Source organism: Streptomyces sp. NPDC058371, from assembly GCF_042723265.1.
In the GTDB taxonomy this organism is placed as follows: Bacteria; Actinomycetota; Actinomycetes; order Streptomycetales; family Streptomycetaceae; genus Streptomyces.
On record NZ_JBHXJC010000007.1, the window covers coordinates 337,743 to 353,107 of the forward strand.

7 protein-coding genes are annotated in these 15,365 nt (G+C 68.2%); 6 read left to right on the forward strand and 1 reads right to left on the reverse strand.

From position 1 onward, the window contains the following. Positions 1–155: 155 nt before the first annotated feature. The 4 genes from ACFWM2_RS22960 to ACFWM2_RS22975 all read left to right on the forward strand — a co-directional run bounded on the left by ACFWM2_RS22960 (position 156) and on the right by ACFWM2_RS22975 (position 11,628). Positions 156–7,019 carry a polymorphic toxin-type HINT domain-containing protein gene (locus ACFWM2_RS22960; protein ID WP_383282819.1) on the forward strand — a complete coding sequence of 2,288 codons (6,864 nt, stop codon included), beginning with the start codon at positions 156–158 and terminating at the stop codon, positions 7,017–7,019. 618 nt (positions 7,020–7,637) lie between these two features. Continuing rightward, positions 7,638–7,796, forward strand: a complete 159-nt coding sequence (locus ACFWM2_RS22965) for a hypothetical protein (protein ID WP_383282822.1) — start codon at positions 7,638–7,640, stop codon at positions 7,794–7,796. 206 nt (positions 7,797–8,002) lie between these two features. Next, complete coding sequence (locus ACFWM2_RS22970; protein WP_383282825.1) at positions 8,003–9,673, forward strand: succinic semialdehyde dehydrogenase; 1,671 nt, start codon at positions 8,003–8,005, stop codon at positions 9,671–9,673. A gap of 74 nt (positions 9,674–9,747) precedes the next feature. Then, positions 9,748–11,628, forward strand: coding sequence for a GMC family oxidoreductase N-terminal domain-containing protein (locus tag ACFWM2_RS22975; protein ID WP_383282828.1), 1,881 nt, complete (start codon positions 9,748–9,750; stop codon positions 11,626–11,628). A gap of 150 nt (positions 11,629–11,778) precedes the next feature. Here the strand turns inward: ACFWM2_RS22975 and ACFWM2_RS22980 are convergent, their stop codons facing one another. After that, positions 11,779–12,777, reverse strand: coding sequence for an LAETG motif-containing sortase-dependent surface protein (locus ACFWM2_RS22980; protein WP_383282831.1), 999 nt, complete (start codon positions 12,775–12,777; stop codon positions 11,779–11,781). 216 nt (positions 12,778–12,993) lie between these two features. Here ACFWM2_RS22980 and ACFWM2_RS22985 point away from each other — a divergent pair, with 216 nt between their 5' ends. Both ACFWM2_RS22985 and ACFWM2_RS22990 read left to right on the forward strand, forming a co-directional pair. Next, on the forward strand, positions 12,994–14,142 hold the full coding sequence (locus ACFWM2_RS22985) for a hypothetical protein (protein WP_383282834.1): 1,149 nt from the start codon (positions 12,994–12,996) through the stop codon (positions 14,140–14,142). Between the two features lie 97 nt (positions 14,143–14,239). Continuing rightward, the gene (locus ACFWM2_RS22990) at positions 14,240–15,013 is read left to right on the forward strand and encodes a hypothetical protein (protein ID WP_383282836.1); all 774 of its coding nucleotides are present in this window, start codon (positions 14,240–14,242) and stop codon (positions 15,011–15,013) included. Positions 15,014–15,365 lie beyond the last annotated feature (352 nt).

Genomic DNA, 15,365 nt, shown 5'->3' on the forward strand with positions numbered 1-15,365 from the left:
GGTGGTTTTGGGGGGGGGGGGGGGGGGGGGTGGGGGAGAAGGGAGGAGGGCCTGAGAAAAACCCCAGGGGGGGGGGGGGGGAGGCCCCCCCCCCCCCCCCCCCGCGTCCTCCTTCCCCCTGCTTCCTCGCATCCCCCGAGACTCATGGAGATGTCATGTCCTCGCCCCCCTGGTTCCGGACCGCCAGACCGGCGTGGCGCAGCGGTAGACGCCGCGCCGCGCTGGTTCTCGGCCTGGCTCTGTCCATAGGTCTCCTTCCCCAGTACGCGCCTCCGGCGACGGCGGGTGACCAAGGCCTGACCAAGCCGAACACGCAGAAAGATGTCGACGCTCCCGTCCGGGGCAAGGACGTCAAGCCCAAGAGCTTCGGCAAGGTCAACGCAGCCAAGAAGGCCGAGGTCAAGCGCGCCGACGAGACCGACTGGCCGACGGTGGGAAGCGCCGAGGTCAAGCTCTCCGACAAGGCCACCAAGGCCAAGGGCCTGCCGGTGACAGCCAAGGCAGTCAGGGGCAAGAGGGGAACGGGGTCGGTACGGGTCGAGGTCCTCGGCCGCAAGGCCGCCCAGGCCGCCGGTGTGGACGGCGTGCTGTTCACCGTTGCCCGGGCGGATGGCGACAGCAAGCGAGGTTCCGCTCAGCTCACGCTCGACTATGCGGACTTCGCGGACGCCTACGGCGGTGAGTACGGCTCCCGGCTGCGTCTTGTGCAGTACCCGGCATGCGTGGTGACCACTCCGGAGAAGACGGGCTGCTCGACCCCGACGTACCTGCGCAGCAGTAACAACGCTGCGCAGCAGACACTCACCGCCGAGGTGAGTGCGGCCGGTGACACCTCAGGTGCCTCCGCACAGTTGGCAGATGCCGGAGCCGCGGCCGGGTCGTCGGCCACGGTCCTGGCTGCCACGGCCAGCGGCGGGGGTGATCAGGGTGACTACAAGGCCACGAGCCTGGCTCCCTCCTCGGAGTGGGGCGTCGACACCAGCTCCGGCGCGTTCACCTGGTCGTACCCGATGACGACTCCACCGGTGCCCGGTGGGATGCAGCCGACGGTCGGGCTGAGCTACAACTCCCAGGCGATCGACGGTCAGACCGCGGCCACCAACAACCAGGGATCGTGGGTCGGCCAGGGCTTCTCCTACGACCCGGGCTACATCGAGCGCAGTTACAAGGGGTGTGCCGACGACGGTCAGGCGGCCAACCTCGGCGACCAGTGCTGGGCGTTCGACAATGCGACGCTCTCTCTCACCGGTGGCAGCTCCGGTGAGATCATCAAGGACGACGAGACCGGCGCATGGCGGATCAGCAACGACGACAACTCCAAGGTCGAGAGGCTGACCGGCGCCACCAACGGTGACGACGACGGTGAGTACTGGAAGATCACGACTTCCGACGGTACCCAGTACTTCTTCGGTATGAACCGGCTGCCTGGCTACGCGAGCGGAAACGAGGAGACGAGCTCCACCTGGACGGTTCCCGTCTACGGCGACGACTCGGGCGAGCCCTGCTACAAGGCGACGTTCGCCGACGCGTACTGCACGCAGGCCTGGCGTTGGAACCTCGACCACGTCATCGATCCGCACGGCAACGTGATGTCGTACTTCTACGGCAAGGAGACGAACTACTACACGCAGGGCCTGAAGACCGGCGAGAACGGCAAGTCGTATGTTCGCGGCGGATACCTCAAGCGGGTCGACTACGGACAGCGCGAGGACAAGGTCTACTCCACCAAGCCGGCTGCCCGGGTCGTCTTCAGCACCGCCGAACGCTGCCTAGGCGCGTTGACCGACTGCTCGGCCGCCGCTCTGAAGGACTCCACGGCCGCCGACTGGCCGGATGTGCCATGGGATCAGAACTGCAAGGCCGACGCTAAATGCCCCGGGCAGAATTCGCCGACGTTCTGGACCCGCAAGAAGATCACCAAGATCACGACGGAGATCCGGACCGGCGACGCGACGTACAGCCCCGTCGACGAGTGGAGCCTGTCGCACAACTTCACCGACAACGGTGATGGCTCCAAGTCCCTGTGGCTGAACGGCATCACGCACACGGGCAAGGCGGGTACCGACGTGTCCGTGCCGTCGGTCGAGCTGCAGGGCACGCAACTCGCCAACCGCGTCGACAAGGCCGGCGACAACCTGCAGCCCTTCTACCGCTTCCGGCTCTCCGGCGTGAAGAGCGAAGCGGGCAGCATGCTGAGCGTCAACTACGCGGACGCACAGTGCACTCCGACCACGTTGCCTGCTGAGGACTCCTCGACCAAGCGCTGCTTCCCGGTCAAATGGAATCCGCCGGGTGTCACCGACCCGATCGTGGACTGGTTCCACAAGTACGTCGTCGCCTCCGTCGCCGAGCAGGATCTGACGGGCGGCAGCCCGACCCAGGTCACCTCGTACACGTACCTGGGTGACGCGGGCTGGCGCAAGGCCAGGCCCGACGGCATCACGAAGTCCGAATACCGGACTTGGGGGGACTGGCGCGGCTACGGCAAGGTCCGTGTCGAAACCTCCGCCGGCACCAACTCTCCGTCGAACACCAAGACCGAGCACACGTTCTTCCGAGGACTGGACGGGGACGTCGCCTCCAACGGAAGTTCACGTTCCGCCTCCGTCACCGACTCTGACGGCACCAGCTACACGGACTCCGACTGGAAGGCCGGGTCCGAGCTGGAGACGATCACCTACAACGGCGCTGACATCACCCAGAAGTCCGTCACCAAGCCGTCGACGGATGTGACGGCCACCCGCGTCAGGGACTGGGGAACGCGGTACGCCCGCTACGTCCACAAGGACTGGAACACCACCACCAAAACGGCGCTCTCCGGCGGCACTTGGCGCACCACGGAGTCGACCAGGACGTTCGACGACAAGACCGGCCGCATACTCCAGGTCGCCGACTACGGCGAGACGGGAGTCGCGGACAATCGGTGCACTCGCACCGAGTACGCGGACAACGCGAGCAAGAACATGTACGCGTACGTCTCGCGTGCCGAAACGGTCTCCGCGGACTGCGCCACCACGCCGAAGCGTGCCACCCAGGTCATCTCGGACGACCTGACCCTGTACGACGGTTCGACCACGCTGGGCGCGGCACCCACCAAGGGCGATGTGACGCTCACGAAGCGGCTGACGGCGCACGACGGCACTGTGGCGACCTACCAGACGACCGCCGACACGACGTACGACGGCTACGGACGTCCGCTGACGGTCAAGGACGCGGAGTCCCACATCACGAGGACCGTCTACGACGAGAACGCCTACGGCCTGGCCACCAAGTCCACGGTCACCAACACCCTGAACTGGACGACCTCGACCGAGTACGCGCCCCAGTGGGGCCTGCCGAGCGCCAAGGTCGACGAGAACGGCAGGCGTACCGAACTGGCCTACGACGCGCTGGGCCGCCTGACCTCGGTCTGGCTCTCCGACCGCATAGGCGCGACCCCCTCGATCAAGTACGAGTACCTGATCCGTGGGGACGCCGGACCGGTCGCCGTCCACACCCAGAAGATCGAGAACAACGGCACCTCGTACGGCAGCGAGTGGACCCTCTACGACGGTCTGCTGCGACCGCGCCAGGAGCAGACCGAAGGAGAAGGCGGCCGCATGGTCGCCGACACTCTCTACGACGGTTCCAACCGCGTGGTGAGGATCAACGACACCTACTTCACGACCGGTGCCCCTTCGGACACGCTGTTCAAGCCGCTCAACTCGGATGTGCCGGCGCAGACGGTCACGGAGTACGACGGCACGGGCCGCACCAAGGCCAGCATCTTCAACGTGGGCGGGGCGGAGAAGTACCGCACGTCGTACACGTACAGCGGTGACCGTGTCACGACGAACCCGCCGGCCGGACAGCCGACCACGACGGTCGTGTCCGATGCCCGCGACCAGGTGACGAGCCGTGTCGAGTATCCGGCCGGGGGCAGTGCGGTCACGACCTCGTACGGGTACACGCCCGCGGGCCAGCTGTCGAAGGTGACGGACGACGCCGGAAACGCCTGGACCTACGAGTACGACCAGCTCGGCCGCAAGAAGAAGGCCGTCGACCCGGACACCGGCACCTCCACGTTCACGTACGACGGGATGGACCGCCAGACGTCGGCCACGGTCAACGGCAACAAGACGTCGACGACGTACGACGAGCTCGGTCGCGCGGTCTCGACCTGGCAGGGCGAACCCGACACCGGTGTCAAGCTGTCTGTGACGAAGTACGACACGAGTGCCAAGGGCGAGTTGTACGGCACGTATACGTACAAGGACGGTGCCGTCTACTCGGCGGTGATCTATCCCAAGCTCGACGAGAAAAACGACTACAAGCCGACCCAGACGCGCTACACGCTGTCCAAGACGGCTGAGCCGGAGCTGGGTGGGACGTACGAGTACACCACGCAGTACAACCCCGACGGGACGGTGCAGGGCCAGGGTATCCCTGCTGCCGGTGACCTGACGGGCGAGGCGCTGGGGTACAGCTACGACAAACTGCAGCGTCCGTCGGGACTCACGACCTCGCTGGGCGGGGGCAGTTACGTCACAGCCGTGTCGTATTCGCCCACCTCCAACTTGAACAGTCTTCAGCTGTATACGGGCGGCAGCGCCGACCAGAAGACCTTGCTGTCGTACGACTACGAAAAGGGGACCGACCGGCTCACGAACGCCAGTGTGAAGGTCTCGGATGCTGCGAGCCAGGTGTACAACGCGTACTACACCTACGACGCCAGCGGCAACGTCTTGTCGATCACTGACACTCCGAAGGCCGGCACGAGCGATGTGCAGTGCTTCGCCTACGACGGACTGCGCCGCCTGAAGACCGCGTGGACCTCGTCCAAGGTGCCCAGCGGTGCCTCGGGAACCGGCAGTACGGACGCGGCGTGCTCCTCGGGCGCTTCGTCCTCGACGGTCGGTGGCGTGTCCCCGTACTGGACGGACTACGGCTACGACTCGATCGGCAACCGCACCAGCGAGGTGCGCCACGGTCTGAACGGCACCGGCACCTCGACTCGAACGTACAAGTACGGCGAGACCGGTTCGGGCCCGGACGGGACGAACTCCGGTCCCCACACGGTGTCGTCGGTCGTGGAGAAGACGGCGGCGACCAGTACCACGCCGGAGGTCACGTCCCAGGACAAGTACACCTACGACGCCTCGGGCAACACGAAGACCCGTGTGCTGTCCGGCGACACGCAGACCCTGAACTGGGACAAGCAGGGTGAGCTGACCCAGGTCACGAACGCCGACAAGACGGCGACGTCCTACACGTACGACGCGTCGGGTGAGCGTCTTCTGCGGGACACGTCGGCCGAGAAGACGTTCTACCTGCCGGGCATGGAACTCCACCTGAACAAGGCCACCTCCAAGGTGACCACGACCCGCTACTACTCCCTCGGTTCCACGACCGTGGCGATGCGGGAGGCGGACGGGGTGCATTTCCTCGCCGCCGATCACCAAGGCACTGCGGAACTCTCCGTCGACGCCAAGACGGGTGCGTTGTCCCGCCGGCGGATGGACCCCTTCGGTAACACCCGGGACGAGTCCTCGTCCTCCGGCTCCTCATGGGTCAACGACAAGGGCTTCGTGGGCGGCACGATCCAGAAGTCCACGGGACTGACGACTCTGGGAGCGCGCGAGTACGACTCCGACACCGGTCGTTTCATCTCGGCCGACCCGATCATCGACTACAGCGACCCGCAGCAGATCAACGGCTACGCGTACGCGAACAACAGTCCCGTCAGCTTCAGCGACGCGTCGGGTCTGCGCCTCGCGGACTGCATAGGCGGCTGGAACGAGTGCGGGGCCGGACCGTCGAAACACCGGGGTGCACTCGATACGCACAGCTCCACGAACTCGGTCTCGACCGGAGCCACTTACACAGCCGCCGACGCGAAGGCAGACGAAGCCCGCGAGAGGGAGGCCGCCGCCAAGAAGCGTGCGATCGCCATCGCCAAGGAGCTCGGCAAGATCATCGCCGACGAACTGGGCATCACGGACGCGCTGGACTGCTTCACGACGGGAAGTCTCGGCTCCTGCGGGTCGACGGCGGTGAACGTCGTCTCCTCGCTCATCAGCGGTGGACCTCTCGGCCGACTTGCCGCGAAGTACGGCTTCCGCGTCGACAAGGCGTACGCGGTGGGCAAGCGGATCGTCGGGCTCGGGAAGAAGCTGTGGGGCGACTTCAAGGGGTGGCGCAAGGCACGGAAGGAGGCCAGCAGACTTGCGGATGCCGCCGAGTCGTGCGTCAAGGAGGAAGCCAACAGCTTCACACCTGACACCAGAGTGCTGATGGCCGACGGCTCGACCAAAAAGATCAAGGACGTCGATATCGGCGACAAGGTCTTGGCCACCGACCCGGAAACCGGCGAGACCAAGACCGAGACCGTCACCGCCGAGATCAAGGGCACAGGCCTCAAGCACCTCGTCAAGGTCACGGTTGACGTCGACGGCAAGAAGGGCAACAAGACCTCTACGGTCACAGCGACTGAAGGTCACCCCTTCTGGGTCCCGGAACTTGGTGAGTGGATCAAGGCGACAGACCTTGAGCAGGGCGAGCGACTGCGCACCACGACGGGAAACCAGGTCCAGATCACGGCGATCGACCGCTGGACCACCCTGAAGGCGACGGTCCACAACCTGACTGTCAGTGAACTGCACACGTACTATGTGCTGGCCGGACCTACTCCGATCGTGGTGCATAATTGCGCAGCGCCAAGTATCCGGATTTCTCCGGCTGCATCGGACTGGGCCACGAAGGGCGCACATATGCACGTTGGCAGCTCCGAGATACGAGTCTTCCCGAACGGTGACGGAGGAGTCGGTTTCGAAGGGATTCGGCTTAGTAACGGAATGGCCAGCACGCGCGATGTGGCCAGTGCCCGAAGTGCCATCATGAAAAATCCGGAGCTGAGGGCCGACCTTATCGGCAAGGCGCGATCTGCCATGGCCGATATGAATGACCACAACTGGGGAAATTCACGCAGCCGGGGAGCTGAAATGCACTTCCTGATCAAGGCGCTGGAGAAGATTGAGTGACGGCCGTCAGCTTTCTAGCGCGCGTGGCAGTGACGGGAACCGTTGCGGGCCTGGGGCTTGGTAGCTCGGCTGAGCAGGTCCGCGATGTGCTCGGAGACCAGTGCGTCGCAGACCGCAGGAAGAAGTCTCTCCGGCTGGATTACGGTCTTCTGGAATTCAACTTGTTCGCTGGATCTTGCGAGGGTATCGCCGTACAGGTTCATCGGCTAGCGGGCGGGTCTGGGCAAGTTATTCCTGACAACTTAATGCCCTCCCTTGCAGGACTATCGCGAACGGTTTCGTTCGAAGCTCTGCGTCGTGAAATCGAAGGGAATCAGTCTTACTCCTTGGAGGAGCTCCAGAGGCAGACTGGATATCGGTGCTATCGTGTCGCGAAATCTCACGTAATCCTCTTCGTTGTTGACGAATGTGCGAGTGAGGGCGAGTCGCTCGCGCCTGGCGATCTGTGGTCGATCATGGTCTCTGCGCGCGGTTGACGGCAACGTGGCTGGTTGCCGGAGCCCCCACGAAATTCTGGTGGGGGCTCCGGCGTCTCCGGATAGGGCAGCGGGGTAGGTATGGCGACGTGCGTTGCTAAGGGTGTCGATGGCTTGGCGCTGGAGCTGGAATCGGACGGGCATGTACACCGTCGCGGTAACGCCGATGCGGGGCGTGGCCGAGGAATTTCTTGATCGCGACGGGTTCGATGCTCTGTTCCAGAAGCAGGGTCGCGGTCGAGTGTCGAAGGTCGCGGAACCGGATGCGGCGAAGGCAGGCCTCGCGAAGAGGCGCACGTAACCGCCGTCCCCGTCGGCAGACGGCGACCGTGCCGACCAGAAGCCCCCGACCCCCGATCGCCCCGGCGCCCACCTCGTGATCGTCCGACCCACAACCCCCTGATCAGGGCATTCGTTGCCAGTGATCGCTGGCGGCGTGTGAGTGGTCGGTGAAAGCCGATTACCGACGGGTACCCAAAGTGCTCGGGCGGGCATACTCTGCGGCTCATGACGGACTCGCAGGCCCCGGAGAAGACCGGCACCGACGGAACCGAAGGCAAGGGCGGCACGGGCACCACCGCCGACGGCCCCCTCGGTACGAATCCCCTCGCGCCCGCCCCGCAAGGCGCCCGGACCGCCGCCGACGTGGTCACGCCCGAGCTGGTCGCCCAGCTCACCAAGGGAGTGGTCGGTTCCGGACGTACCGCCAACCACTCGCCGCTGACCGGCGAAAAGCTGGCGGATCTGCCCGAGTCCACCCCCGACGACGTACGCGAGGCCTTCGAGCGGGCCCGCGCGGCGCAGGCCGTCTGGGCCGCCACCCCCGTGCGGCAGCGCGCCGCCGTCCTGCTGCGCTTCCACGACCTGGTGCTCGCCCGGCAGGCCGAGGTCCTCGACCTGATCCAGCTGGAGACCGGCAAGGCCCGGCTGCACGCGCACGAAGAGGTGCAGGCCGTCGCCGTCGCGGCCCGGCACTACGGCCGCAAGGCCCCCGCGTATCTGCGGCCCAAGCGGCACACCGGCGCCATCCCGACGCTCACGAAGGTCACCGAACTGCGCCACCCGCGCGGTGTCGTCGGCCAGATCGCGCCCTGGAACTACCCCCTGGAGCTGTCCGTCGGCGACGCGCTGCCCGCCTTCGTCACGGGCAACGCCGTCGTGATGAAGCCCGACACGGAGACGTGTCTGACGGCGCTGTGGGCGCGCGATCTGCTCATCGAGGCCGGGCTGCCCGCCGAGGTGTTCCAGGTCGTGATCGGGGACGGGCCCGTCGTCGGCCCCGAGGTCGTCAAGCACGCCGACTACGTCTCCTTCACCGGCTCGACGCGGACCGGCCGGGAGGTCGCGCAGGGCGCCGCCGCCCGGCTCATCGGCGTCTCCCTCGAACTCGGCGGCAAGAACGCCATGCTGGTCCTCGAGGACGCCGACATCGACAAGGCCGCCGCCGGCGCCGTCCGCGCCTGCTTCTCCTCGGCCGGCCAACTCTGCATCTCCATCGAGCGGTTGTACGTCCACGAGTCGGTCGCCGATGCCTTCCTCGAGCGGCTCGCCGCCCGTACGAAGGCGATGCGGCTCGGCACTTCCCTCGCCTACGGCGCCGAGATGGGCTCCCTGGCCGGCGCACGCCAGCTGGAGACCGTGACCCGGCACGTGGAGGAGGCGGTCGCCAAGGGGGCCCGGGTCGTCGCCGGTGGCGTGGCCCGCCCGGACATCGGCCCGTACTTCTTCGAGCCGACCATCCTCGACGGCGTCGAGGCGCCGATGGCGGTCTGCACCGAGGAGACCTTCGGGCCGGTCGTCTCGATCTACCGCTTCACCGGCGAGGACGAGGTGGTCGAGCTCGCCAACTCCACGCCGTACGGCCTGAACGCGTCGGTCTGGACGAAGGACGGGCGGCGCGGCCGTGCCGTCGCGGCCCGGCTGCGCAGCGGCACCGTCAATGTCAACGAGGGGTACGCGTCCGCGTACGGCAGCGTCCAGTCGCCGATGGGCGGCATGAAGGACTCCGGCCTCGGCCGCCGGCACGGCTCCGAGGGCATCCTCAAGTACACCGAGGCACAGACCGTCGCCCACCAGCGGCTGCTGCCCATGGCGCCGTCGCTCGGCATGGACGACGAGAAGTACGCGGCGTTCATGAGCCGGAGCCTGCGGGCCATGAAGGCGCTGCGACTCCGCTAGGACACCCCGGGCCGTCCGCGGCCCGATCCGCCGCCCCCGCCCCCGACCTCACCCGTTCTCAACGAGGAGAGCACGTGTCACAGGAGAACTCTGCCCGGAAGCAGGACGCGGACGGCACCCCGGACGGCACCCCGGGCGGCGCCCCGGACGGCCCCCCGGACGGCAACAAGGGGTCGTACGAGGCGTCCGCGTACGACTACGACGTCCTCGTCGTCGGATCCGGCTTCGGAGGCTCCGTCACCGCCCTGCGGCTGACCGAGAAGGGCTACCGGGTGGGGGTGCTGGAGGCGGGCCGCCGCTTCACCCGCGACTCGCTGCCCAGGAACTCCTGGGACCTGAAGAACTACCTCTGGGCCCCCAGGCTCGGCATGTACGGCATCCAGCGCATCCATCTGCTGGGCAACGTGATGGTGCTGGCCGGCGCGGGCGTCGGCGGCGGCTCGCTCAACTACGCCAACACCCTCTACGTACCGCCGAAGCCGTTCTTCGAGGACCCGCAGTGGAAGGACATCACCGACTGGCAGGAGGAGTTGCGGCCGTACTACGACCAGGCCCGGCGCATGCTCGGGGTGCGGCTCAACCCGACGATGACCCCGTCCGACGTCCATCTGAAGGCGGCCGCCGAGCGGATGGGCGTGGGCGACACCTTCCACATGGCACCGGTGGGCGTCTTCTTCGGTGACGGCGAGGACGCCGACGGCAGCGCGAAGGCGAAGCCCGGCGGACAGGTCACCGACCCCTACTTCGGCGGGGCCGGACCGGACCGCAAGGCGTGCACCGAGTGCGGCGAGTGCATGACGGGCTGCCGGCACGGCGCGAAGAACACCCTGAACGAGAACTATCTCCACCTCGCCGAGAAGGCGGGCGCGGTCGTGCATCCGATGACGACCGTCGTCTCGGTCACCGACGACTCGCAGGGCGGGTACGCGGTCCGGACGCTCCCCACCGACGACCGCCGCAAGGGCGAGGGCCGTACGTTCAAGGCGCGCCGCGTCGTCATCGCGGCCGGCACCTACGGCACGCAGACGCTGCTGCACCGCATGAAGTCCGGCGGCCAACTGCCGTACATCTCGGACCGGCTGGGCGAGCTGACCCGTACCAACTCCGAGGCGCTGGTGGGCGCGCAGACGGACAACCGCCGCTACCGCAAGGCGCACGGCGAGCCCCGGGCCGACTTCACGCGCGGGGTCGCGATCACCTCCTCGGTCCACCCCGACGAGAACACCCACATCGAGCCCGTCCGCTACGGCAAGGGCTCGAACGCGATGGGCGGGCTCTCCATCCTCCAAGTGCCGTACGCGGAGGGCTCGTCCCGTGCCCTCGGCTGGCTGGCCAACGCGGCCAGGCACCCGATGCTGGTGCTCCGCTCGCTCTCCAACCGCCGCTGGTCCGAGCGGACGATCATCGGCCTGGTGATGCAGTCCTTGGACAACTCGCTGACGACGTATCTGAAGCCGCAGGGCGCGGGCAAGGGTCTGCTGACGGCCCGGCAGGGCCACGGCGCACCCAACCCCAAGCAGATCAGGGCGGCTTCGGAGGCCGCGTCCGTGCTCGCCGAGGAGATCAACGGCTTCGCGGGCAGCAATGTGGGCGAGCTGATGGGGACCCCGCTCACGGCCCACTTCCTGGGCGGCTGCCCGATCGGCGACTCCCGCGAGACGGGGGTGATCGACCCGTATCACCGGCTGTACGGGCATCCCGGGATCTCCGTCGTCGACGGCGCGGCCGTCTCGGCGAACCTCGGCGTCAACCCGTCGCTCACCATCACGGCCCAGGCCGAGCGCGCGATGTCGTACTGGCCCAACCGGGGCGAGGCCGACCCGCGTCCCGCGCAGGGAGCGGCGTACGAACGCCTCAAGCCGGTGGAGCCGCGCAGCCCCGCGGTCCCGGCGGACGCGTTCGGCGCGCTGAAGCTGCCGTTCCTGGGGATGCCGGCGGTGCCGCCGAAGGCCTGACCCGCCGGGCCTCATGTGCACCTGAGGACGGACAAGAAGAAGAAGCACATGCAGAAGGACCTGTGCCCCCCTCCGAGCTCAGGTCCTTCCTCAGGTGCGAGGCGCGACGCCTCTCAGCGGTCGTGTCCGGAGACGCGGGCCGCTGGTGCGTTACGCGGCGGCGTCACCATTCCTGCGGCGGCGCACGACGAGGACCGCACCGGCACCGGCGACGACGGCGACCCCGCCGACCAGGCCGATCATCGGCAGCGCGGAGCTGGAGCCGGTCGCGGCGAGGTTGCCGGTCGGCACGTCGGAGGCGTCGCCCTGGGGCTGCTTGCCCGGGCCGTTGTCGCCGTCGCCCGGCTCGGCGTCACCCGGCTCCGGGTTCTGGGAACCGGCCTTGAGGACCTGGAAGTCGTAGTGCGCCCAGCCCTCGGCGATGCAGTCCTGGCCGTCGACGTTGTCGACGTAGGCGCCGGAGCCGAAGGAGTACGCGTCACCGGTGGGCGCGGTCTTACCGATGCTGACGCGCAGGGAGACGGACTCGCTCTGGTGCGCCTTCAGCGTGTCGACACCGAAGAAGAGGTCACCGGCCCACTCCTCGTCGCCGATCCGGGTCCACTTGCCGGACTCGGGGTTCTTGAACTCCAGGTCGACGTACGGGCTGAGGTACTTCGACTCGTCGAGCTCGTAGTTCTCGATCTCGGCGTAGAAGGAGACACCCTCGATGTCGAGCTTGGACTCGTTGGTGACGATCAGCTTGAACGAGTGGAAGCCGCTGCCCGCGACGATCTTGCCGGGCAGACCCTTGATGTCGGCGGACACCTTGGCGTCGCCGTAGTCCTCGTCCAGGTCCTCGCAGAAGGGGGTCTCGGGGTCCTCGGTCGGCGAAGCGCCGGGCGAGGCCGAGACGGACGGCGGTCCGGACGGGGTCGTCGAGGCCGGCGGAGTGGTCGCGGGCGACGACGAGTCGCCCGGCGTGCCCGAGGGCGTGCCCGGCACCGTGGACCCGGGCGTGGTGGGCGAGGCCGGCGGCGTCACCGTCGCGGCGGGGCTCGTCGCCTGGTCGGACGGCTCGGTGGCGAACGCGGCCGGCGCCGAGAGCAGCGCGAGCGGACCCACGACAGCCGTAGCGGCCGCAACGGCCATGGCACGGCGAAGCTTCATGAAGACCTCGGGAAGTCCGGCGCACCGCGAGGTCGCAGTACGCGAAGTGGAGAGACCTCCGCGTGTGGGGAGCGCGGGTGTGGCCGTTGATTCAGCAGGTGTGACCGGTGACGCCCGGAAATGGTTGCCCCGTCATTCACATAATCCTTATGTGGCCTGGGTCACGTACCTGTTCGACTTGTGAACACCCGTGCCAGCCCCATAGAACTGTCATTCGTGTCTGACAAGCCGTCCGAAGAACGCTCGGACCAGGAGCCCTCAGTCCCCGACGACGTGTGGGAGCAGTTCGCGCGTGACAGCGAGCGCCACATCCGCGACTCGGCGCCGAAGGAGCCGTCGGCGCGGGCCCGCATGGTGGCCGAACGGCTGCGGCAGCAGGACGAGCAGGGCATACGGCCCGAGGGCTGGCGGACCGGCCCGGCCACGGACGGACGGAAGTCCCGGCGGCGCCGCTGGTGGGCGATCCTCGGCGTGCCGCTCGCGATCGTGCTGGCCGTGGTCGCGATGAAACCGTCCGTACTGCCCGGCGATCCGCTCGGCGGCCTCTTCGGCGCGGACCACTCCGGGGCCGACGCGGACGGCCCGGCACTGCCCGCGGAGACCGAGCGCCCGACCGGGGCCCCCTCCACCGCGGCGTCCGACACCCCCACGATCGACCGGCCGTTCGCCGGATCCCCGGCCGCCCGCTGGGCCGACGGCGCCGCCGGCATCGTCCCGCCGGAGGCGAAGGCGGTCGGCACGCGCACCAAGGCGCAGGTGGCCCAGGCGCTGCAACAGACCAAAGCCCTGCTCGTGGACGCGAACATCGACCCGGCCACCCTGCTCGGCGGCCGCCCGGAGACCGCGCTCTCCGTCCTCGACCCCAAGCAGCCGAAGATGCTCGACGACGCGCGGAGCTCGCTGAGCAAGCCCGACCAGAAGCACGACCCCCTGCGTCTGTTCAGCCGTTTCGACCCCGACGAGGTCCGGCTCGTGGGGGACGTGGTCAAGACCCGCGGCCGTATGACGTTCAAGGCCGGCGACCAGGCGTCCGTCGCCATCCACGCCGACTACACCTTCGTCTACCCGGTCTCCCGCGGCGACTCCCCGGAGGTGACCCGCACCATCGTGCGCCGCGTCCTCGACCTGGAGCTGCCCGACCCGACGAAGTACCGGGTCACCCCCGGCAAACTGTCGGTCGTCCGCTACGACCAGGACCTCGGCAACAGCGCCTGCGGTGTCTACGACGGCTTCCTGCACCCGCACTTCGACTCGCAGGGTCCGACGGGCGCGCCCCCGAGCGGCCCGACGACGGACCCCTACGACCGGAGCCGCGACATCGGCCACTCCGACAACGAGTCGTGCGGAGTCGTGTCCCGGACGTGAGTCCCGCGCGTGCGCGTGGGTACGTGTGCGATCGTGGCGCGCCGGACCGTGCCCCTGCGACGCGGTCCATGTCCGGAAGTTCGTGAAGGCGGGGAACGTGAAGTCAAAGGTGGCGCGGTGCGCGGCGGTTGCCGCGGCCATGGCCGTGCTGGCTCTCACCGCGGCGTGCGGCGGAGACGGCGACAAGGGCGCGGAGCCCGCGAAGGCGGGCACCACCACGGGGCCCACCCGGGCCGACGACGACGCGAAGGTCACCGGCAAGCCCGACGACCGGCCGCAGGCGAGCGCGGACGGCGGGACCGAACACGCCCTGACCGAGGCGCAGTTGGCGAAGGCCGCCGTAGAGGAGGGCGAGGTCAAGGGCTATCAGGTCAAGAAGACGGCCGCCTCGGACATCTCGCTCGACTCCGTACCGGCCGACCCGGCCGCATGCCAGCCGGTCGCCGACATGTTCCTCTTCACCACCAGCCCGGCCGCACAGGCCGGCGTCGGCCGCTCCTTCACCGCCAAGGACGACCTCGACGCCTCGGTGACCTCCCTCGCGCTGCTGTCGTACGACTCCGAGGGCGCCGGCGAGGTGCTGGCGGGGCTGCGCAAGGCGACCGGCGCATGCACCGCGTACGAGCACACCGGCTACCACTACAGCGACGTCAAGGCCCTGAAGGACCCGGGTCTCGGGGACGAGTCCGTCGCGTACCGGCTGCGCGGCTCGATCGAGGGGGCGACCGTGCCCACGACCTTCACCGTCGTCCGCGTCGGGACCGTCGTCGTCTCCTTCACCTCGATGAACATGCTGCAGGCGGACAAGGTGAAGGTCCCGTCCGCGATCGTCGACGCACAGCTGGCCAAGGTGAAGAAGGCGACCGCCTGACGTCCTCGGGACAAGGCGCGGCCACCGGAACCCGGACACGGAATGGCGAAGGGCCCCGCGGTCGGGGTCCCCTGCGCGGCGAGGCCGACAGCTGGGGGAGGACCGCGGGGCCCTTCTTCGTCAGCACCGACGTCAGGGCAGCGCCGGTGCCGGGGAGCGGCGCCGGGGGGTTGCGCCGCTGGCTCGGACGCCCACCGGTCGCGCGCCCCGGCGCACTGGAGGCGCGCACGCGGTGCCGACCATGGGCAGTCGGGTCGCACGACCGGGCACGAGCGGGACGTGAACGGGGCCGTACGAGCCGTACGAACGAATGCTGTTGTCTGCTCCGGGACTTGGGGCTTTTCGTGCATCG

Coding starts and splice junctions, on each gene's coding strand:
- ACFWM2_RS22960 (WP_383282819.1), top strand. CDS start 156: ATGTCCTCGCCCCCCTGGTTCCGGACCGCCAGACCGGCGTGGCGCAGC.
- ACFWM2_RS22965 (WP_383282822.1), top strand. CDS start 7,638: ATGTACACCGTCGCGGTAACGCCGATGCGGGGCGTGGCCGAGGAATTT.
- ACFWM2_RS22970 (WP_383282825.1), top strand. CDS start 8,003: ATGACGGACTCGCAGGCCCCGGAGAAGACCGGCACCGACGGAACCGAA.
- ACFWM2_RS22980 (WP_383282831.1), bottom strand. CDS start 12,777: ATGAAGCTTCGCCGTGCCATGGCCGTTGCGGCCGCTACGGCTGTCGTG.